General features: G+C 42.9%; 21 protein-coding genes. 14 read left to right on the plus strand and 7 right to left on the minus strand.

Features of this window, described 5'->3' with window-relative positions; translation table 11 throughout:
- Window positions 1–17: 17 nt before the first annotated feature.
- Entirely contained in the window at window positions 18–323 is a 306-nt protein-coding gene (locus tag BUB55_RS14185) for a hypothetical protein (protein WP_159431935.1), read from the minus strand.
- Here BUB55_RS14185 and BUB55_RS14190 point away from each other — a divergent pair.
- On the plus strand, window positions 314–484 hold the full coding sequence (locus BUB55_RS14190) for a hypothetical protein (RefSeq protein ID WP_157797868.1): 171 nt from the start codon (window positions 314–316) through the stop codon (window positions 482–484). The genes BUB55_RS14185 and BUB55_RS14190 overlap by 10 nt on opposite strands.
- Window positions 485–738: 254 nt before the next feature.
- Here BUB55_RS14190 and BUB55_RS06000 read toward each other — a convergent pair whose 3' ends face one another.
- The 3 genes from BUB55_RS06000 to BUB55_RS14455 form a co-directional block, all read right to left on the minus strand.
- Window positions 739–1017, minus strand: a complete 279-nt coding sequence (locus tag BUB55_RS06000) for a type II toxin-antitoxin system YafQ family toxin (RefSeq protein WP_073189097.1) — start codon at window positions 1015–1017, stop codon at window positions 739–741.
- Entirely contained in the window at window positions 1014–1298 is a 285-nt protein-coding gene (locus tag BUB55_RS06005; RefSeq protein WP_073189098.1) for a type II toxin-antitoxin system RelB/DinJ family antitoxin, read from the minus strand. Before BUB55_RS06005 ends, BUB55_RS06000 begins: the two co-directional genes overlap by 4 nt.
- A 77-nt stretch (window positions 1299–1375) precedes the next feature.
- Window positions 1376–1528 (minus strand): hypothetical protein, encoded by a 153-nt coding sequence (locus BUB55_RS14455; protein ID WP_200778516.1) that lies wholly within the window; start codon window positions 1526–1528, stop codon window positions 1376–1378.
- Window positions 1529–2391: 863 nt separating this feature from the next.
- On the opposite strand from BUB55_RS14455, the gene BUB55_RS06010 reads away from it, so the two are divergent.
- From BUB55_RS06010 to BUB55_RS06030, 4 genes are all read left to right on the plus strand, one after another.
- Complete coding sequence (locus BUB55_RS06010; RefSeq protein WP_073189100.1) at window positions 2392–5277, plus strand: ATP-dependent helicase; 2886 nt, start codon at window positions 2392–2394, stop codon at window positions 5275–5277.
- Between the two features lie 16 nt (window positions 5278–5293).
- A complete protein-coding gene (locus tag BUB55_RS14460) occupies window positions 5294–7249 on the plus strand; it encodes a site-specific DNA-methyltransferase (RefSeq protein ID WP_200778517.1) in 1956 nt (651 codons plus the stop codon).
- A complete protein-coding gene (locus BUB55_RS06025) occupies window positions 7250–9859 on the plus strand; it encodes a TnsA endonuclease N-terminal domain-containing protein (protein WP_073189102.1) in 2610 nt (869 codons plus the stop codon). It begins immediately after the preceding gene.
- Window positions 9860–10155: 296 nt separating this feature from the next.
- Window positions 10156–11040, plus strand: coding sequence for a class I tRNA ligase family protein (locus tag BUB55_RS06030; RefSeq protein WP_073189103.1), 885 nt, complete (start codon window positions 10156–10158; stop codon window positions 11038–11040).
- A gap of 303 nt (window positions 11041–11343) precedes the next feature.
- Here BUB55_RS06030 and BUB55_RS06035 read toward each other — a convergent pair whose 3' ends face one another.
- Window positions 11344–11748 (minus strand): putative toxin-antitoxin system toxin component, PIN family, encoded by a 405-nt coding sequence (locus BUB55_RS06035; RefSeq protein WP_073189105.1) that lies wholly within the window; start codon window positions 11746–11748, stop codon window positions 11344–11346.
- Window positions 11745–11924, minus strand: coding sequence for a hypothetical protein (locus tag BUB55_RS06040; protein ID WP_200778518.1), 180 nt, complete (start codon window positions 11922–11924; stop codon window positions 11745–11747). The genes BUB55_RS06035 and BUB55_RS06040 overlap by 4 nt, the downstream gene beginning before the upstream one ends.
- 514 nt (window positions 11925–12438) lie before the next feature.
- On the opposite strand from BUB55_RS06040, the gene BUB55_RS06045 reads away from it, so the two are divergent.
- The 8 genes from BUB55_RS06045 (at window position 12439) to BUB55_RS06080 (ending at window position 18486) form a co-directional block, all read left to right on the plus strand.
- Window positions 12439–13071 (plus strand): hypothetical protein, encoded by a 633-nt coding sequence (locus tag BUB55_RS06045; RefSeq protein ID WP_073189107.1) that lies wholly within the window; start codon window positions 12439–12441, stop codon window positions 13069–13071.
- A gap of 350 nt (window positions 13072–13421) precedes the next feature.
- On the plus strand, window positions 13422–13640 hold the full coding sequence (locus BUB55_RS06050) for a hypothetical protein (protein WP_073189109.1): 219 nt from the start codon (window positions 13422–13424) through the stop codon (window positions 13638–13640).
- 7 nt (window positions 13641–13647) lie between these two features.
- On the plus strand, window positions 13648–14073 hold the full coding sequence (locus tag BUB55_RS06055; protein WP_143152939.1) for a hypothetical protein: 426 nt from the start codon (window positions 13648–13650) through the stop codon (window positions 14071–14073).
- Window positions 14073–15530, plus strand: a complete 1458-nt coding sequence (locus BUB55_RS06060; RefSeq protein WP_073189113.1) for a radical SAM/SPASM domain-containing protein — start codon at window positions 14073–14075, stop codon at window positions 15528–15530. The genes BUB55_RS06055 and BUB55_RS06060 overlap by 1 nt, the downstream gene beginning before the upstream one ends.
- Window positions 15523–16575 (plus strand): radical SAM protein, encoded by a 1053-nt coding sequence (locus BUB55_RS06065; protein ID WP_073189114.1) that lies wholly within the window; start codon window positions 15523–15525, stop codon window positions 16573–16575. Before BUB55_RS06060 ends, BUB55_RS06065 begins: the two co-directional genes overlap by 8 nt.
- Window positions 16572–17342: an amidohydrolase family protein gene (locus tag BUB55_RS06070; protein ID WP_073189116.1), complete on the plus strand. Its 771-nt coding sequence runs from the start codon at window positions 16572–16574 to the stop codon at window positions 17340–17342. Before BUB55_RS06065 ends, BUB55_RS06070 begins: the two co-directional genes overlap by 4 nt.
- A gap of 41 nt (window positions 17343–17383) precedes the next feature.
- Window positions 17384–18034 (plus strand): hypothetical protein, encoded by a 651-nt coding sequence (locus tag BUB55_RS06075; RefSeq protein WP_073189118.1) that lies wholly within the window; start codon window positions 17384–17386, stop codon window positions 18032–18034.
- 11 nt (window positions 18035–18045) lie between these two features.
- On the plus strand, window positions 18046–18486 hold the full coding sequence (locus tag BUB55_RS06080; protein ID WP_143152940.1) for a hypothetical protein: 441 nt from the start codon (window positions 18046–18048) through the stop codon (window positions 18484–18486).
- 33 nt (window positions 18487–18519) lie between these two features.
- Here BUB55_RS06080 and BUB55_RS06085 read toward each other — a convergent pair whose 3' ends face one another.
- On the minus strand, window positions 18520–18804 hold the full coding sequence (locus BUB55_RS06085; protein ID WP_073189121.1) for a type II toxin-antitoxin system RelB/DinJ family antitoxin: 285 nt from the start codon (window positions 18802–18804) through the stop codon (window positions 18520–18522).
- Window positions 18805–18907: 103 nt separating this feature from the next.
- Between BUB55_RS06085 and BUB55_RS06090 the strand changes: the two genes are divergently transcribed.
- Window positions 18908–19225, plus strand: coding sequence for a class I tRNA ligase family protein (locus tag BUB55_RS06090; protein ID WP_073189123.1), 318 nt, complete (start codon window positions 18908–18910; stop codon window positions 19223–19225).
- Window positions 19226–19297 lie beyond the last annotated feature (72 nt).

The raw sequence follows: 19297 nt of genomic DNA on the forward strand, positions 1-19297 counted from the left end.
ATACCCCCATTTTTTTTTCATTTTTTCTTCTTCCCCTTCTTTTTTTCTCTTACCCTTTTTTTTTGATTTTTTTCCACTGCTGTAAGTACCTTGTGCCGCAAAAGCGAACAAGGTATTTTTGTTTTTGCATCGAGGACAATTTCGTCTAAGATGAAAAAAAGAGGATTATTACTATGAAACCAGAAGATAACATCAGCAATATGCAGAATGGAAACTGGAAAACTTCGGGAACCAACAAGCAATGGGATGATGCCCAAACGAATCGCAATCGCCAACTCCAAGAAACTAGAGCGAGGAAGGGAGGTAAATAGCCATGTGTTCATGCTGCGGCAAGGACGGTAAGAAAAAGAATCTTTATCTTACCGAATACGAAGCTGGCGTGGTCGCCAATGAGCGCAGGTTCGCAACGGGCATCACGATGCACGTTTACCGCTGCCCCGAAGGCGGTGGCTGGCATATCACGAGTAATCAGAGACAATGGTAAGACCAAGTAAAAGGAGGCCCACTATGGCACAACCACAAAACGACCCCAATGGCGCAGGATGGCCCACAGGACACGGCGGAGGCACTGGTCCTTCCGGCGGTGGGCGCGGGAACAACAATCCTGGCAAATAAAAAAAGTCCGCTTAACAGACTGGAATCGGCGAAAATTTCACATCTGGCTAAACGGACTCTGCAAAGATAGCTTTTTGATGTCTTTTGCGAAAAATAGGCGCTGCCATCGGCAACGCCTTCTTCCTATTTCTTGAACAAGTCGCTGTGCGAGCCTGTTCGCGTCAGTGTCAATATGAGCGCATCGCCCGAAATCTTGTAAATCAACAGCCAGTCCGGTTGAATATGGCATTCGCGGAACGTGACCCACTCCCCAACGAGGGCGTGGTCGTGGTGTCGTTCGTCTAGCTTTTTCCCTGCAGCCAAATCGTCAACGACCTTTTGCAGGAGAGCCATATTTAACCCTTTCTTTTTAGCCTGCTTAAGGTCTTTCCTGAACTTTGCAGTGGTCTTGATTTCCATCATTCGCCTAGAATGTCCTTAATCATTACGTTTGCGTTCTTGTAGGATTTTGCCTTGCGTTTTCCTGACGCGATTTCGTTTGCTTCGGCCATGGCGGCGACGGTCTCGTCGTTGGGAGTGTCAAGGGCGATCTCAAACGGGATCTTGCGGAGACGAACGACCTGCTTCAAGAAAACGGTAATTGCCGTAGACATGTTCATCCCGAGCTGGTCGAACAGGGTTTCGGCTTGCGTTTTGAGCTTTGAATCGATTCTTGCGCTGATAGTATTCATTGTGGTTCCCATAAAATGCTCCTTTTTTTACTAAAATTTATATAAAAGTTAGTAAAAGAGCAATACATTGTATTAAATTTTATCCATATTTACCCGCTACAGAACGTCAAAAACACGAAAATCCCCACGAAAATGAGTATTGGCAGCACTTTCAACAGCAAGGTAATGGCGCAGGCATCCCCTGCGTCACCAGCTCCGAAAAGGGCCAATATGCCAAGCACGATAAGGAAAGTTACCAGCATAGAACCTCGCTGGTACAAATATACATACCTTGGATGTCAGATTATGACAAATGGCTGTTTTGACGCATTTGGGGCGATTTTTGAATATTGAGGGGGAGGGGTCCCCCTGGCTCCAGCCGACTGTCATCCCCGCTGTCATTCTGGAGGGGCGAAGCCCCGATAGAATCACGGGGATCTCCCTTCGTCTTTCGCGCCCCCCCACTGCGGGTGCTCAAAACCCTGTAAGCGAGTGTCGCGACCGTGCTTGCACGGGTATGACCGAGCGACAGGGGTTTCTGTAAACGCCGCCCCGCAACGCCCGGCTTACCCCGTTCACCCCAACAGTCGCAAAATTTGCGACTGTTGGGCAATACATAAGTTCCAAAATGGAACATATGGCCTTTTAGCCCATCAACACGCAAAAAATGCGTGCAGTTAACCATTCTCGGCAAGTTGTAAAAACAATCATTCTCTTTTTTACTATCATTCTCCATAGACATATTAGAGTTTCAAGCTCTTGTTCTCACACTGAAATCTAGACAATTTCAATTACACGAGGACAAGGCGAACGCTCACGCAGCCATGCCGCTTTTGCGGTATGGTTCGGTGTATCGTGGCTACAGCGATGTAGTCCGGTATATTGCCCTCTGGCCGCCTTTGGCGGTGCTTTTGCGTATTTGCAAAAAATTTTGGGGCGTGGGTCGCTCGCGTTTATCGTGTAAGGGCTAGTCTAGAGCCTCAGTGTGATAAACCGGGTGACCTGCGCCTTTTCTTTTTCTTAGAAATTGCGTAGTCAATCAGCCAGTTCAGGAGCGTAATGAACGAGGTTTGATTGATTCTTTGTTTGAAAAAAGATTGCGTTCCTAGCGTGATGGAGGCCCATCATGTTTGATTTCGGTAATGCGAACGAAGGGCAGCGCAAGGCGATTTCTTCAGCCGAAGGTCCGGTTCTCATTACGGCAGGGCCGGGAACGGGTAAAACATACACGCTCGTTCAACGTGCAATCTATCTCATACAAGAATGTGGCGTAAAACCGGAAAGCATCTTCATTGCGACCTTTACAGAAAAAGCTGCAAAAGAACTGATTACCCGAATTACAAATGAATTGGCAGCTCGCGGCATTATTGCAAATATTAATGAAATGTACATCGGTACATTCCATTCGCTATGCCTCCGCATTCTGAAAGAACATCTTGAATTTACAAGGCTTCGCAAAAATTATCGTCTATTGGATGGTTTTGATCAACAGTATATGGTGTTCCAAAACATTTACCGTTTTCGGAACATTCCAGAATTAGAAAATGTACTTCCGAATGGCGGAACATGGATTCAATCAGAGTCTATTTGCAACTACGTAAACAGTCTTTCCGAAGAGTTGGTGAATCCAGATGAGTTGGTCTTCGACTCCGACAAATCCATTGCGGCTCTTGGCCGAATACTGATAGAATATCGCAAAATTCTTGCAGAAGACAATTTGATGGACTTTTCGTCTATTCAAATTGAAGCCTACCATTTGCTTGAAAACCATGTGGAAATCTTGGAAGAACTTCGCTCCAAGATTACGCACATCATGGTTGACGAATATCAGGACACAAACTTTATTCAGGAACAGATTGTATTTCTTCTTGCAGGGAACCGTAAAAATATTTGTGTAGTTGGCGATGATGACCAAGGCTTGTATCGTTTTAGAGGGGCTACAATCCGTAATATTTTGGAATTTCCTCAGAAATTTACCGTTGGAGAATGCAAAGTAATTCCTCTCGTTGTCAATTACCGTTCTAACAGTGACATTGTTGATTTCTACAACGAATGGATGACATGCACAGAAGGTGCAAACTTCAAATTCCGGTGGGACAAATTCCGTTACGACAAAACAATAGAGCCGCATAAAAAAAGTTCACTGCATAGCCCTTCAGTCGTGAAATTGGCTGGCGAAGAAGATGTCGATGAATGGCACGAAAAGATTCTGCAATTCATTAACGACCTAAAAGATTCAGGCAAACTCACAGATTACAATCAAATTGCATTCCTTTTCAATTCCGTAAAGCATCCTAAAGTTATCGCACTTGCACAATTCTTAGAGAAAAATCGGATAAACGTTTATTCTCCTCGCTCGGATATGTTTTTCCATCGATACGAAATTCAGCTTGCTTTGGGCTGCCTCATGCTCATGTTCCCTCGCTATGTGCATGGCTTGGAAAACGGAGACTATACGTTCTTGCAGCCGGAACATTTGACTTACTATCGTAATTGCATTGTGATGGCAAACGAGTTTCTTACGCAACCAGAAAACGAAAAACTTTTAAAATGGGTTAGGCGTAAAGGCAAAGAACATATTGGATTAACAAAAGCGACCGACTACGCCTATTGCGGACTTATGTATCAGTTGTTCGAATTCCACCCATTCGCAGGAATTCTTGATACAGAAATGAATGTCGGTATGGTTGATGTCCGTCCAGCACGCAACATTGCTAAACTGACGCAGATTATCGGAAAATTTGAATATTTGCATCGAATTGACGTTTTGAATGCAAATGAATATCGCGGCAAGCGACGCATTGACCAAGATACCGAAAAACTGTTTAATCTATATCTTCGATTGCTTTTTGATGGGGGCATTACGGAATATGAAGATGATTCTGAATATGCGCCCAGCGGCTGTGTTTCGTTCCTCACAATTCATCAATCTAAGGGCATGGAATTTCCAATTGTCTTTGTGGATTCTCTTTGGAATGTTCCGAGAAAAAATTCAAATGACCTAATGCTGAAAATTGAAGATCGCTATTTTAAACGACCTGCATTTGAACCTTATGAACTCACAAAGTATTTCGATTTTTGGCGACTTTACTATACGGCGTTTTCCCGTGCGCAGGATTTATTGATTTTAACTTGCTGTGAAGATTCAAGAGCGCCTAGCAACTACTTTAAAGATGTATATGGCAAACTAAAATCTGTAGAAAATCCAAAATTCGATATAAAAGAATTTGACTTTAAACTTGTAAAAGATGTGAATGTCAAAAATACCTACTCATTCACATCGCACATTACAGTTTACGAGACATGCGCTCTCCAATACAAATTTTATAAAGAATTGGGATTCGCGCCTGTGCGTGCGAATGCCATGCTTTTCGGTACGTTGGTACACGAAACGATAGAGGATATTCATCGTGCGGCCATGCGTCATGAGGAACAGACGATTACTGAAGAAAATGTGAATCATTGGTTTGATTCCAACTATGAGTCGCTCACAAAGACCGAACATACTTACCTAGCAGCACCTCAGCGAGAGGCGGCTCTCAAGCAAGTGTTGCGTTATATGGAGCGACAACATGGTGATTGGTCCCATATTCAGCAAGCCGAAGTAGATGTTTCGCTGGTAAAACCAGATTACATCATTGAAGGTAAGATTGATTTGATTCGGGGCGAAGGCGATACTGTTGAAATCGTTGATTTTAAAGCCGAGCGAAAACCCGATATTGAAAAAATGCGGGACCGACTTGAGCGATACCGACGACAGCTCCACATATATGCACACTTGGTAGAGGAACGCACTGGGCAAAAAGTCAGTAAGATGCACCTCTACTACACTGGTGAAGATAGCGGTATCCCCACGATTACATATCCGTACACGAAATCTGCTGTAGAGGGAACTATGGCGGTATTCGATGATACGGTCAAGAAAATTTTGAAAAAGGACTTCCATCGCTGTGCAAATGATTCAAAAGTTTGCGCAGAATGTGATTTTCGTTTCTACTGCATGAACAAATAACCGGAGAAGGCTTAAAATGGATGAACAGCTAACTTTCAATTTTGATCAGAAACCTACAATTAAAGGCTTCCCTGAACTCCGTTGGACGGGAAAACGCCCTTACCGTTCTACGCAGTATTATCCGGCTCAGCTTCGCGAATCCTATGGCGAAGAGCAGAATGGATGGATGAATAAGATATTCTGGGGTGACAATCTCCAAGTTATGAGCCACTTGCTTAAAGAATATCGTGGCAAAGTTGACCTCATCTACATTGACCCGCCGTTTGATAGTAAGGCAGACTACAAAAAGAAAATTGATATTCGCGGAATAGGCAAGGCTGAGTCTGATAGTTCTTCGTTTGAAGAAAAGCAATATGGTGATATTTGGACAAACGATGAATATCTTCAGTTTATGTATGAACGACTCACTATATTACGAGAATTGCTTTCAGAACAAGGCAGTATTTTTCTTCATTGTGATTGGCATAAATCACATCATCTCCGTTGCCTTTTGGAAGAAGTTTTTGGATCTGCTAATTTTAGAAATGAAATTATTTGGGAAAATCAGGGTGCTTGGGTTAATTCCGATTCATGGTTTCCAAGAAGACATAATTCCTTGTTGTTTTTCTCAAAATCCTCGGATTATAAATTTAATGTTTTGAATGATGACGACATTTCTGGTGGAATCAACTATAATCGATGGTATAATTATATTGTAAATAATCGTATTTATGCAGATAATGCTCCATATCATGATTCAAGATTTACAACTTATGTGAATCGTTTTGAAAAAAATTATGGAAGAAAACCCCAAAATAAAGATATTATAGTAGATTTTAAAGGTTCTGTCCTAGGCTCCGTATGGTATATAAAAGTAGTTGATCCCAAAAGTCCTGAAAACGTATCATACCCTACCCAAAAACCAGAAGCTTTACTTGAACGCATCATAAAGGCTTTAACAAACCCCGGCGATCTTGTCTTTGACTGTTTTATGGGCAGTGGCACGACTCAGGCTGTCGCCATGAAACTCGGTCGTCGCTTTATCGGTGCTGACATAAATCTTGGTGCTATACAAACAACAACCAAGCGATTGCTTTCTATTGCAGAAGAACTTAAACCTGCTAATAAACCTATGACCTATAAAATGGTGCAACCACAATATTCAATGGCTGCCGATAACAGGACTTCTTATACAGCGGATCCTAGCAAGAAAAATACTTCGCAAAGTAACGATAAAATCATTGAATTCAGTAAAGCAAATGAAACAGAATCTGCAAGTGCAGAAGGAAATATCAAATATACTGGTTTTGAGGTTTATAATGTCAATAACTATGATTTCTTCCGTAACCCTGTAGAAGCTCGCGACCTTTTGATAGCAGCTCTCGAAATTCAACCCTTCCCGAAAAGCGATGTGTGGGATGGTGAATTAGACGGACGAATGGTAAAGATTATGCCTGTTAACCGAATTGCTACCAAGGCCGATCTAAAAGAACTTCTTGCAAATCTTCCGTACAAGACATACGAAAAACGCAAAGCCGAAAATCCAGGCCAGCCTGTAGAGCGAATCACAATCGTTTGCATGGGTCATGAACCTGATTTGAAGGGCGCGTTAGAGCAAGAATTAACAGACTATAAGGTGGATGTACAAATCGTCGATATTCTTCGCGACAAATCTGATTTGCAACTGAAGCGAGACTCTGAAGCAGAAATCGTTCGCGAAGGAGATAAACTTGTCATCCGCGCGTTCTACCCGATGAATTTGATGCAAAAACTCTCCATTCAAAAAGAGTACGTTGAAGATTGGCGGCAGTTAGTTGATTCAATTATGATTGACTGGAACTATGATGGTGTAGTCATGCAACCCTCTGTAATGGACATCCCCAATAAGAATGAAATGGTCAAAGGCATCTACGACATTCCTGAAGGATGTGGGACAATTAAAGTCAAGATTACGGATCTGCTTTCAGAATCTTTGGAAGTGGAGGTTCGTTAAATGGCAGAAAATTTTGATTCAAATTTTTCGTTTAATCAACAATTGTGGTATTACTATACCACAAACCGCGGAAAAATTCGCTCTCGTTATAATGATCTCACTAGGAAATTCCTTGCTTATAATGACAGCGAAGAAAATTCGCATGCTTTTCTACGAAAGCCTCAATTCGAAGCTCTAGAAATGTACGTGTTCGTGAAGGAATTTATGAACAACAAACAAGTCTATGAGATGTTCGATGATTGGCGCCATAAAAGAGACCGTTTTTCGGATGCATCATACTACTCAATTGATAAAGGCGGCCAAATTCATCTTTTTGATGCACCAACAGAAAAGCAAACCGACACGCTCTTCAAGCAAATGAAAAAGTTCCGGGAAAACTACCCCAACTACATCTATGCTCTCACGATGGGTCTTGGCAAGACCATCCTCATGGCCACCTGTATTTTTTATGAATTTTTGTTGGCAAAAAAGTATCCGAGTGATAAGCGATTCTGCCATAATGCACTCGTATTTGCGCCTGACAAAACAGTTCTTCAATCTCTTCGCGAAATCATGACTTTTGATAAAACGAAAGTCGTTCCGATGGAATATGCACGAGTACTTGACTCTAACATCAAGTTTCATTTTTTGGACGAAACAGGGACAATCCTGCATACGATTGATGATTCCGATTTCAATATCATCATATCCAATACGCAGAAAATTATCGTGAAGAAAAAACGCAAAGACACTTCTGCTGCCGAAACACTTTTCAGTGGTTCCGGATCGTTACTTTCTGCTGTTTATGGGACTAATAGTGAGGACGATGATGATGCATGGGATCCAACATCTTTGATGGATAATCAACGATTCAAGAAACTCTGTCGTCTCCCACAACTTGGCGTTTATGTAGATGAAGCGCACCATCTTTTTGGTGCTGATTTGGAGAAAGAAATCAGGTCGAGTGGAGCGAATAAGACAAGCCTTCGTGATACAATCAATTTGCTTGCTGCTAATACTTCAATCGTCGCTTGTTACAACTATACGGGTACTCCGTATGTCAAAAATCAACTTTTGCCAGAAGTTGTTTATGCGTACGGTTTGCGAGAATCCATTTGGAATGGATTCCTCAAAGATGCCGATCCGCTCGGCTTTGAAAATGTAAAGAATGAAGAATTTCTCTCTGCAGCTGTAACGACATTCTGGGAACGCTATGGTGGAAAAACTTATGAGGGATTGAATCCAAAACTTGCAATCTATGCCGCAGGAGTAGAAGAAGCCGCTACTGAGGTAAAGCCTACTCTTGAGAAAATTCTTGCAAAACTTGGTGTTTCTGCTTCGAAAATTCTCTTGAATGTCGGTGATGCAAAATACACAAAGAACGATGATATTAGAGATTTCAACAACCTTGATGTTGTTGGTGCCGAAGGAAATGAAAAGCAATTCATAATTCTTGTTGAAAAAGGCAAAGAAGGCTGGAATTGTCGATCGCTCTTTGGTGTTGCTCTTTTCCGCAGTCCAAGTTCGAAGATATTCGTTCTTCAAGCAACAATGCGCTGCCTCCGAGCAATTACAGAAGAACGGTTGACCGCAACGGTATTTCTCTCCAAGGAAAACTATGATACCCTAGATCAAGAACTCCATAAAAATTTCAATATGGAACTCAAGGATATCAAGAAACCGGCTAACGATGATCGTCACAAATATCAGGTGCGTGTTGTTCCCCCTCCTCGGAAAATCACTCTCAAACGAGTTTGGCACGAATATACGCTTCATGAAAAAGAATATTCTGAACCAGTCAATTTTAAATTAGTTGATGCCGACCTTTCGAAATATGCAAGCATCATGTACGAACGAGATAGTCTCGCTCATGAAAGCGCTGTCAAAGAAAAAAATGTGGATTATCTACAAGAAAATAGGAAGTATAGCGAAATTACTCTTGTTGGAGAAGTTGCTCGTTACCTAAATATTTCTTGTGTTCTAGTCTCAAAAATCATTCGTGAGTCAACTGATGGAGCTGAAATAGTCCTCAATGCAGTCAACCGCTACAATGCTGTTTTGACTGATTTTGTTATTCCAACTATATTCCATGCACTTTTTGACATAACATCAGAAATAAAAACAGAGGATAAAGAACTAATCTTGTTGCGTGAGCCGAAGGAGGGCGGTTATTATGAGTTTTCCGCAAAGGATGACCTTGTACTTACAAATCGCTATCCCGGTTTCACACCTGAACAAATCAAGAAAAGTTTCCATGCGGATACATACTGTTTTGACTCCATTCCTGAAAGGGAGTGTTTTTTGCAGTATATCACAAGCGGGAAAGTTGCTGAAGTGTATTTTACTGGAATGTTTACTTCCAATCAAGGTGACCTTTCTGTTCATTATTACGATCCTGAATCAGGAAGAATTCGTCAATATTACCCAGACTTTCTTGCAAAAATGACAGATGGTTCGTATCAATTGATTGAAGTTAAAGGCGATAATAAAATTGACGACATCGTGGTAAAGGCGAAACAAACTGCAGCTGAGGAAATGGCTATTGCAAGTGGAATCAAGTATCTCATGTATGCAGGAAGCCAAGTTACTAGTTCGCATATTTTAGACGATATTCCAATAGCTGGTCAGTAAAAAATGCTAAAAGGGGTCGTTTTCGACCCCTTTTTAATGTTACAGATTTCAGTAATTTTAAATAAGGCAAATTCGCCATATTTAGAATTCGCGTTAGGGATAGTGACCCGATAGGGCGGAGACGCACAATGGAGATCCCCGCCTTCGCGGGGATGACAAGGGTAAGGCTCCGTTTTATGAGGTTGGGCGGGAACGGAGTGAACCGGGCAACCCATAAAATATAGCCCGACCCACGCCAGTGGGAAACGCCCAAATGCAAAGGGGCGAACCGTTGCAGAAACCTCCTCGGCTCGGTCATGGGCAAGCGAGCTTGCCCGCGACTCTCGCCTTGCGGGGTTTTCCAGAAGCTCTTCAACCAGGGCATGATTCTTGCCTTCGCTTACGAAGACGCCGCTGGCTCCAAGGTCCCCACCGACGAAGTCGAGGAGAAGAACGGAAAGTTCTTCAAGAAGGGAACCGACATCGAACTCAAGCAGATCGTGGCGAAGATGAGTAAGTCCCTCAAGAACGTCGTGAACCCGGATGACGTGGTGCGCGACTACGGTGCCGACAGCCTTCGTTTGTACGAAATGTTCATGGGCCCGCTGGACGCCGTGAAGCCTTGGCAGACCAAGGGTATCGAAGGCATGAACCGCTTCCTCGGCCGCGCCTGGCGCTCCGTTGTTGGCGACAGCGATGAAGCCCCGGTGTTCGTTGATGAAACTGCCCCTGAAGCCATCGAGAAGGTGATGCACCAGACCGTCATCAAGGTCACGAGCGACATCGAGAACATGAGCTTCAACACCGCGATTAGCCAGCTGATGATCTTCAACAACGAAATGATGAAGATGGACAAGCGCTACCGCGAGCCGTGCGAAACGTTCGTCAAGTTGCTGCACCCGTTTGCCCCGCATATCGCCGAAGAAATGTGGAGCATCCTCGGTCACAACGAATCGCTCACGAACGTCGCCTGGCCGGAAGCCGACCACTCCAAGGCCGTGGAAAACACCGTGGAAGTCGTGTTCCAGGTGAATGGCAAGGTCCGCGCCAAGGCAAGTGTAGCGAAGGACATGGATAAGGCCGCCCTCGAAAAGCTCGCCATGGAAAACGAAAGAGTGAAGGAGTTTATGAAGGGAATGCAGGTCGTCAAGGCAATTGTTGTGCCTGGTAAGTTGGTCAACATCGTTGTCAAGCCGGCATAAAAATGAGCCTGCCCCGGACTCGTTCCGGGGTGAAGTCCATCGTGGTCCCGGGCAAGCTCGTGAACATCGTGGTGAAGTGACGCGACCTTCGGTCGTGTCATCCTGAGCGGAGGCGCATCGCGCCGAAGCCGAAGGATCTAGGAGGGGAAAGCCTTCCCCTCGCTACAGCCCCGGCCCCACCCTTATAGTCACGCCCACTCATTTGAGTGGGCGTCTTTTGTTATAACCCGTCCCTGGTCGGGTCTTCCGCTACCCCTTCTAACGGACGCTCAGCCGCCGCGCCCGTAACGCCCGGGCTTGAAGCTATTGTAGCATGGCGGAAAATTCTTGCAGACTTCTCAAGATTAGTTTTGGAAAATCTATTTCTTGAAGAATTTTGAAATGCGAATCGTTCGATACGATGAATGTTGCGTTTCCGGCAATAGCGCAGTCGACAAACTTGTTGTCGTCTGAATCATCCTTTATAAGGTTGAACCTAAAGAATGTGTCAATAAACTCTACGGAAGGGGCGTTCAAAAGAGTTTGAATGACATTCGAGGCGATTATTGAATTTGTCTTTTGCTCAATAATTTCTTCATACTCGTCAAGGATTTCATTTGAAATACAAAGGGTGTATTTGCCTTCCTGTAAGCCTCGCCAGACATTGAAATAAGCTCCCCGCTTAGAAAGGGATGCTAAGAGGCAATTCGTATCAAGAACAATTCTCATATGTTCTTGTAGGGTGTCCGAAGGTGTTCGTTCAAGACAGCTTCATTCTTTTCGTTGTCCCACTCGCCGGACTCCCACAGAGCGTCCATGCCGTTCTCGACACGCTTGGCGAAAACATCCGTCAAGGCAACGCGAATCTCTTCCAGGGATTTGGAATCCTTGGCAAATGAAAACATCTTTAAAAGATGCAATTGAGTCGGGTTCAGGACGGTTTCCATAGGTCGCTCCATGTTTCTAAAGAGGAATATACATTATTTATGTGTGATTTGTCACCCTCATTCCAAGTAGGAATACTACGCTGGCTTTACAATTAGCCTCAAATTCACCATTTTCTTTAAGAAATTGTTCGTTTTTGTAAACTTTTTGAGCGCTTCGCCGCTTTTTATGTTACTTTTAAAGAGTAAAAGAGTTTTTGCTCTTGCCCTCTGAACGAAATCTAGACAATTTCCCTAACCGAGGACAAGGCAAGCGCTCACGCAGGTATGCCGTTTTGCGGCGTATCTCGGTTTGCTGTGTAAGCAACAGCCCTATTGGGGCGTGGGTCGTTTGCGTTTATCGGTTAGTGGCTGTCTAGAGCCCCGTTCAGGTAAATGCAACGATCTGCGCCTTTTTTGTATCCATACAAAATTTGGCGAGGCTCTTTGTAGAGCAGGGGCGAACTCCGGATGTTTAACAGAAGGAATGGTGCCTATGGAAGACGAAGAATTCTCCGAACGTCCCGGTTTTCTCAAAAAAATCGGAAATTTTTTCAGCTTGCTCGATAGCGAAATCATCTTTCTTCACATGCGTTTTGTGAAGAATATTCTAGATAGGGAGTCGCAGGCTCGGGAACAAGGCCTTATCGCTAAAAGACTTCGTTTTGAGACGGTTGGAGCCTTCATTATTTGGCTTGTGGCTCTCCCTTGTCATGCGTCGAAATATTCCACACACAAATATAAGCAGGCGTTTGTCCGTTTTGTTATTTCGGCAGTTCTCGCTTTTTTGCCGATGACGCTATTGTCGGTCTTTGTTGATCAGGTCTGTCCGTCTTACAAGGAATTTTTTAAGGATAACATTTTCATTGTTTGGACCGTGATGACGGTGCTGTCTCTGCTCTTTTTTGTGAAATTTGGTTTGGTTTTAATAAGAATTGTCTCGTGTTTGCTGTTGCTTGCGATTCTCATTGCTTCGCTTGCGTTCACTGGTGATAGATCTCCCGAAACACGTTCGGTTATATGCATTGTAATCGAAGTGGTGGTAGGGGTGTTTTTCCTGCTATGGAATTTTTGGCCCAAGGAAAAAATGCAGGAAGACGTAGAAGCTGAAGAAGATTTCGAAGATTGATTTTATGGTCTCCTAGGAGCCACATAGTAACGATAGGGACCACAAAAAATTTGCATATGCAAATCACGCTGTGTTGAAACCCGCGCGACATGGTGTGCAACAGAATGCGGGATAACATACTCTAGAGGTATATTATGAAAACAATAAAGAAAATGGCTTACAAGAAGCCGCGTCTGATTGCAAAAAACAATCCGACCGGAAGCTTTGCTGCTGGTTGCCCGTCGGATACTCGTTGTGGCTCGCAAAGTTGCCTTAACTGCGAACGTACTGAGTAAGACGTAAATCAATTCTCCGACGCGATGGAGTAATATTCATCGCGTTTGGATTTTTTTCATCAAAAAAGGATTTGTATGATTGCTAATAATCAATTGCTTAAGGAAATTCTCTTAGAGCAGCTTCGTAATAATTTTTCTACAGACTTTTACATTAATACTTTAATAAGATATAAAAATACATATGAGGATGAGGATATGGAGACTATTCGTCAAATGGTAGTTGAAGAAATACAGAACAAAGCGGAGGAATTAATTCGTCAAATCAACAGTATTCAATTTGGTAATAAGGAGTAAATATTGTATGGGTGCTTTTAGAGACTCTTTAAAAAATATAAAAGAAGTTGCTAATAAGTCGATAGATTGTTCCATAAGTAATGTTGAGAAATCATATAATAATAGATTGAATGATGTAGAAAAAATTGTGAATGAAATCAAAAGAGAGTTTGAAAATGATTGTGAAGATGAAAATTTTCACGATTTTTCTATTGAGAAATCAAAAAGAGAATCAAATAAGATACATGGACAAGATTTCTTCCTAACAATAAAAAAAGGTGAAAAAACTTGCGTAAGAATAATGATAGAGGTTTTTTACAGCAAGGCTGAATTTGACGTATACAAAGAAAAAGAAAAAATTTCCTCTTCAACAAACATAAACGATTGCTGCGATATGGTTAAGCAAATAATCAACGATGTAATCTGTTCAAAGAATAACGAGGCTGATGTATAATGTTCTATCGACAATCTCGTGACACATTTATCCGGTCTATTGGTGAATATGGCTATATCTATAGTCAGCTTACCAAGCATGACCGCACCTATACTCAGGAAGGTGGTGCATTTCTTAAAGCTCTCTCTCGCGAGCCTCAGAGCTTAGAAATGCTTGCTGTAAAGGCCTGCGAATGCTTTGAAGGAATCACTCCATTAGATATTCAGACGGATATGCAAGATTTTTTGGATTCCTTGGTTGCCGACCGCTACTTGGTTTCTGGAAATACTGTTGAAGAGTGTGCGGCAATGGATACCTATTTCAGCTATGCAGAAAATCCCAAAACACTGTTCACGTATAATGCTCTGCAAAATTCCGATGATGAAAATCTCTATGCGGATACGCAAGATGTTTTAGGAGCATATTACCGTGAGCATCCGCAAATCCATAGTTGTCAAATTGAAACAACAAATCGTTGCAATGAAAGGTGTATTCATTGCTATATTCCCCATGAACTGAAGAATGTGGTTTTGCCTTATGAAGTAATTGAAAGCGTCCTTAACCAATTGCATGATTTGCGAGTGATGGGCTTGACGCTATCGGGTGGCGAATTTTTTACGCATCCTGATGCAGAAAAGATTTTGCGCAAGGCTCGTGAACTCGATTTTAGTTTTTATGTGCTGTCGAACATTACCTTGATTACACCGCATATGATTGATGTTCTTAAAGAAGTCAATCCGAATTATGTACAGACATCGCTTTATAGTGTTATTCCTGAAGAACACGACCATATTACGCAACTTAAAGGCTCCTGTGCGAAAACCAAGGCTGCTATTGATGCGTTGATTTCGGCGAATATCCCTGTACAAATCAGTTGCCCAGTGATGAAAACGAATTATCATACCTACAAAGATGTACTGAAATACGCTTATGAACGTAATTGTAAGGCTCGGACCGATTATGTAATGATGGCACGGTACGATTTTACGACGGATAATCTTGCGGAACGTTTGACTATTGAGCAGACTGAAGAATTACTCAAAGATATTATTCAATTTGACAAAGATTATCTTGATTTTACGGATATGCCTGTTCGTCCAATATCACGGGAAGATTGGGGAAATCGTCCTTTCTGTGGGGTTGGTATGAACAATCTCTGCATTGCAAGCGATGGTATTGTATATCCTTGCAGCGGTTGGCAGGGAATGGCGTGTGGTAATGTTCGTGAACAGTCTATCAAGGATATTTGGGAAAAGTCTCCGCAATTGAATAAGCTCCGTAATCTTACCAAATCTGCTATTCCGCAATGCTATGATTGTGAAGATCGACAATTCTGTGCGCCTTGTCTTGTTCGTAATTTCAATGAAAGTGGTGGAGACTATTTGAAAGTGGCTCCGCACTTCTGTAAGGCAGCCCACTTGAATCGCAAACTTGTGGAAGAGGCCAAAGTTAGGAAAAGAGCAAAACAGAATGCCTAAATTGAAAAATCTTGACTTGGAGATTTCTAATCCGTGTAATGAACATTGCATTCATTGTTATAGAACGTGCGAACAGACCAAGCGGGGTTTTCTTTCTATTGATGATGTCAAGGAAATATTTGACGCTATAAAACCCATCCGCGAAGAAAAAATTAATGTTCTTTTGACTGGAGGCGAAACGTTATTAAACAGGGACTGGAGAAAAATTTTAGTCCACTCTATGGAGGAAAATGCCAGAGTAACCTTGTTTACGAACGGAACTTTGATGAGTGACAAAGATGTTCAATTTCTCGCTAAATTCAAGAATAATCCGCATTTTAAGGAAGTTCAAATATCGCTCTATTCGTTGCAACCTGAAATACATGATGCCATAACAGGGTTTAAGGGCTCATGCGAAAAATCTCTTAAAACTATTAGTGCGCTAAAAGCCGCAGGAATACAGGTTTTTGTTTCCAGTCCTGTTATGAAATCAAATATGATGACTATTCCCGCCTTGATGCGATATATGGATAATGCAGAAATTGGCAATTGTGCAAATCTTTTTATTTTTGAAAACTCTGATTATGAAGGCGTAAACATTGGACATAGGCTTTCTGTTGAAGATTTGGAAATCTTCTATGCAGAAACGTCAAAAAACAATTTTGAGTTGGGGTATGTTTGGGGATTTAGTTGTAAAAATGGAAAAGATTTAAATTCGCTCTTTTATGAGTATGCCGCATCGGGTGTTCTAATTTCAGGCGATGGAAGTATTTACCCTATGATTGGTTGGTATGAAAAATTGGGGAATATCCACAAAGATTCGGTGGAAAATGTTTTCTTGAACAATCCGTTGCTAGCGAAATGTCGTCAAATAAAAATCGGAGATTTTAAGGAATGTCGTGAATGTGACGATATAGGCTATTGTTCCTTCTGTCCTATATCCCATTTGACTGCGAATAAAGGTCAATTAGGAAAATTGAGCAAGGATTATTGTGATTATGTTCATTTGATTAGACAGATGGCGGAACGTAGGGATGCTGCTAAAGCGGAAATGAAAATAGGATGAATTTTTTCGATTTTCATGTGCATATAGGGCAATATTTTGACGACTATTACACGCCGCCACGAATACTACGCACGCTGATACTGTCGGGGATCACGCATTTCGCTTATTCTAGCACCAGCACGATCGTCACGGATAATCCTGGTTTTTTGCTAGAAGAACGTGTCGCTATGCATGAACTTTCGAAAGGTCGAGCCAAACCCATTTTGTGGGTAACGCATGATATGCTTAAACGTTCTCGGGACTTGTCTTTGTATATGAGCGAAAAGGGTGGAAAAATTTGTGGGCTGAAAATTCATGGTGATTCCGAGAAATGGATACCTACTGCGTCGAACAAATGTTTTACGCGAGTCTTTGAAATTGCGAGGGAATTGGGACTGTTTGTGAAAGTCCATACGGGTGAAAAGAACGATTGGTGTAATGCAGGAAATTTTGGGCATATTTGTAAAATCTATAGCGATGTTCCTGTAATTCTTGCTCATGGACGCCCGTTATCTCCTGCCATCTATGTTTTGATGAAAAATCCGAACGCCTATGTAGATACCTCTTTTATGCCACATAATCAGCTGCGAAATCTTATTCATGTTGCACGAGAACAGGGATTTATTGATCGGATTCTTTTCGGGACGGATACTCCCATCCCTGGGCGTTACCTGAAAAGCTCCCTCCCGAGGCACTTGCGGGCGCGAATTGCCGCCAGCAAGCAAATTGCGGGTAAGGATTGGAAGAAAATTTCGTGGGAGAACGCAAAAAAGCTGATTTCCTTTTGACAAATTTGTAGCCTAAAGCGATTTATGAACGGAGCCCGCCTATGAAAAGAATCCTTTTGTTATTACTTGCGTTTTCTGTCTTGACCTTTGCCGACAAACCGACGGGGGAGTGGAATATAACTTCCATCTTGGCCGTATATTCGACCGTTTGGGTGGCCGAAGGGACTCTAATCGATGCGGCGGGTGTCAAAGTCTGCCATTATACGGGGCAGATTGCTTTCCCTGCGGATGAAGAAGGCTTTTGCCCAACGGTGGAAATCAGACATTTGGCAAAGGCTGCTGCAGAATACAAGAGCAATCACATTGCGGGGCTCCATTGCTATTACGACTATGGCTTTCCTGCTGGCGGGCTCCTATGGAGCATAGACAACTTGCGCGAAAGTTGCCCAGATATTATCGTCACTGTGTTTGTGAAGAGTGTCCCGAAGGTCATTGGGGAATACTATTTCAAGCCGATGGAAAATCAGACAATATATTATGAAGACAAGACTCCCATTAGGCAGGTCTTGGACAATACCCGAGAAGTGATGGATCGCTTTGGCAAGAAATATGAGAACCAGATTCGTTACCGCGACACTTACGACTGGGTGCAGCTTAAGCCTGGTCCAGGTTGGGATGCATGGGAGCGGCCGGGTAGCGTGTATGAACCGGGGCGAAATCCAAATGGAAAAAGCAAGGGTGTGTGGCGCTGATAGGAAGTATCATGAAAAGAAGTCATTTGATTATTGTTGTAGCGTTGTTCCTTTGCACATGCGCGATGACGCAAGACGGCGAAAATTGCTTCGACTTGCTTGCATCTGCTGAATTCAGTAGCATTTCAAGAATACATTGTCAAAACAGAACTTCGCTTTCTGAAGAAACTCAAACTGACTTTCGCGTGAATGTTCAACAAAAAAAGGATAATCCGTTTCGGGTCTGTTACGGGCTGGCTGATGGCGAAACCTGCTATGAAACGTATCGAAATTACACATACACGGAATGCCGCGAGATAACGCCGCCATATAAACACTGTAACGATGACCGTTTAGACGGTAACGAGGTTTGGAAAATTTACCACACCACGGCGGGTGATACGTTAATGCTGGGTAATAATATCTTCGTGGCAATTACGGGCGAAGGCTGCTTTGTCGCGAAAAAGCGTTAGGGATAGCAAACCGAACGTGTCGCCTGAAAACTTTTACTTACCAAGACTTTCCTTGATCATTGCTTTCGCATTTTTATAAGACTTTGCCTTGCGTTTGCCAGATGCAATTTCGTTAGCTTCTGCCATGGCGGCGATGGTTTCGTCGTTGGGAGAGTCGAGAGCGATCTCGAAAGGAATCTTGCGGAGGCGGACAACCTGCTTCAAGAAAACGGTGATTGCTGTTGACATGTTCAACCCGAGTTGGTCGAACAGGTTTTCGGCTTGCGTTTTGAGCTTCGAATCGATTCTTGCGCTGATGGTGTTCATTGTGGTTCCCATAAAGTGCTCCTTTTTACTAAAATTTATATAGAAATTAGTAAAAGAGCAATACAGTGTATTAAATTTTATCCATATTTACCCGCTACAGAACATCAAAGACGCCATGATCTTCAACAACGAAATGATGAAGATGGACAAGCGCTACCGCGAACCGTGCGAAACGTTCGTGAAGTTGCTGCACCCGTTTGCCCCGCACATCGCCGAAGAAATGTGGAGCATCCTCGGTCACAACGAATCGCTCACGAACGTCGCTTGGCCCGAAGCCGACCACTCCAAGGCCGTAGAAAACACCGTGGAAGTCGTGTTCCAGGTGAACGGCAAGGTCCGCGCCAAGGCAAGTGTCGCGAAGGACATGGACAAGGCCGCCCTCGAAAAGCTCGCACTTGACAACGAACGAGGAATTTGTCCCTTTTTTAGTTGAAAATCCAGGTCTCCAACTGGTGTAAATCTAGGCTATTAGCGCTTCATTGTCAAGTAGTTTCATGCTCTTTTC

Source organism: Fibrobacter sp. UWP2 (assembly GCF_900141705.1).
Taxonomy (GTDB): Bacteria; Fibrobacterota; Fibrobacteria; order Fibrobacterales; family Fibrobacteraceae; genus Fibrobacter.

Coding starts and splice junctions, on each gene's coding strand:
- BUB55_RS14185 (WP_159431935.1), bottom strand. CDS start 323: ATGAACACATGGCTATTTACCTCCCTTCCTCGCTCTAGTTTCTTGGAG.
- BUB55_RS06030 (WP_073189103.1), top strand. CDS start 10,156: ATGGGCAAGCGAGCTTGCCCGCGACTCTCGCCTTGCGGGGTTTTCCAG.
- BUB55_RS06075 (WP_073189118.1), top strand. CDS start 17,384: ATGAAAAGAATCCTTTTGTTATTACTTGCGTTTTCTGTCTTGACCTTT.
- BUB55_RS06010 (WP_073189100.1), top strand. CDS start 2,392: ATGTTTGATTTCGGTAATGCGAACGAAGGGCAGCGCAAGGCGATTTCT.
- BUB55_RS14190 (WP_157797868.1), top strand. CDS start 314: ATGTGTTCATGCTGCGGCAAGGACGGTAAGAAAAAGAATCTTTATCTT.
- BUB55_RS14460 (WP_200778517.1), top strand. CDS start 5,294: ATGGATGAACAGCTAACTTTCAATTTTGATCAGAAACCTACAATTAAA.
- BUB55_RS06085 (WP_073189121.1), bottom strand. CDS start 18,804: ATGGGAACCACAATGAACACCATCAGCGCAAGAATCGATTCGAAGCTC.
- BUB55_RS06055 (WP_143152939.1), top strand. CDS start 13,648: ATGGGTGCTTTTAGAGACTCTTTAAAAAATATAAAAGAAGTTGCTAAT.
- BUB55_RS06035 (WP_073189105.1), bottom strand. CDS start 11,748: ATGAGAATTGTTCTTGATACGAATTGCCTCTTAGCATCCCTTTCTAAG.
- BUB55_RS06060 (WP_073189113.1), top strand. CDS start 14,073: ATGTTCTATCGACAATCTCGTGACACATTTATCCGGTCTATTGGTGAA.
- BUB55_RS06065 (WP_073189114.1), top strand. CDS start 15,523: ATGCCTAAATTGAAAAATCTTGACTTGGAGATTTCTAATCCGTGTAAT.
- BUB55_RS06080 (WP_143152940.1), top strand. CDS start 18,046: ATGAAAAGAAGTCATTTGATTATTGTTGTAGCGTTGTTCCTTTGCACA.
- BUB55_RS14455 (WP_200778516.1), bottom strand. CDS start 1,528: ATGCTGGTAACTTTCCTTATCGTGCTTGGCATATTGGCCCTTTTCGGA.
- BUB55_RS06090 (WP_073189123.1), top strand. CDS start 18,908: ATGATCTTCAACAACGAAATGATGAAGATGGACAAGCGCTACCGCGAA.
- BUB55_RS06000 (WP_073189097.1), bottom strand. CDS start 1,017: ATGATGGAAATCAAGACCACTGCAAAGTTCAGGAAAGACCTTAAGCAG.
- BUB55_RS06070 (WP_073189116.1), top strand. CDS start 16,572: ATGAATTTTTTCGATTTTCATGTGCATATAGGGCAATATTTTGACGAC.
- BUB55_RS06040 (WP_200778518.1), bottom strand. CDS start 11,924: ATGTTTTCATTTGCCAAGGATTCCAAATCCCTGGAAGAGATTCGCGTT.
- BUB55_RS06005 (WP_073189098.1), bottom strand. CDS start 1,298: ATGGGAACCACAATGAATACTATCAGCGCAAGAATCGATTCAAAGCTC.
- BUB55_RS06045 (WP_073189107.1), top strand. CDS start 12,439: ATGGAAGACGAAGAATTCTCCGAACGTCCCGGTTTTCTCAAAAAAATC.
- BUB55_RS06025 (WP_073189102.1), top strand. CDS start 7,250: ATGGCAGAAAATTTTGATTCAAATTTTTCGTTTAATCAACAATTGTGG.
- BUB55_RS06050 (WP_073189109.1), top strand. CDS start 13,422: ATGATTGCTAATAATCAATTGCTTAAGGAAATTCTCTTAGAGCAGCTT.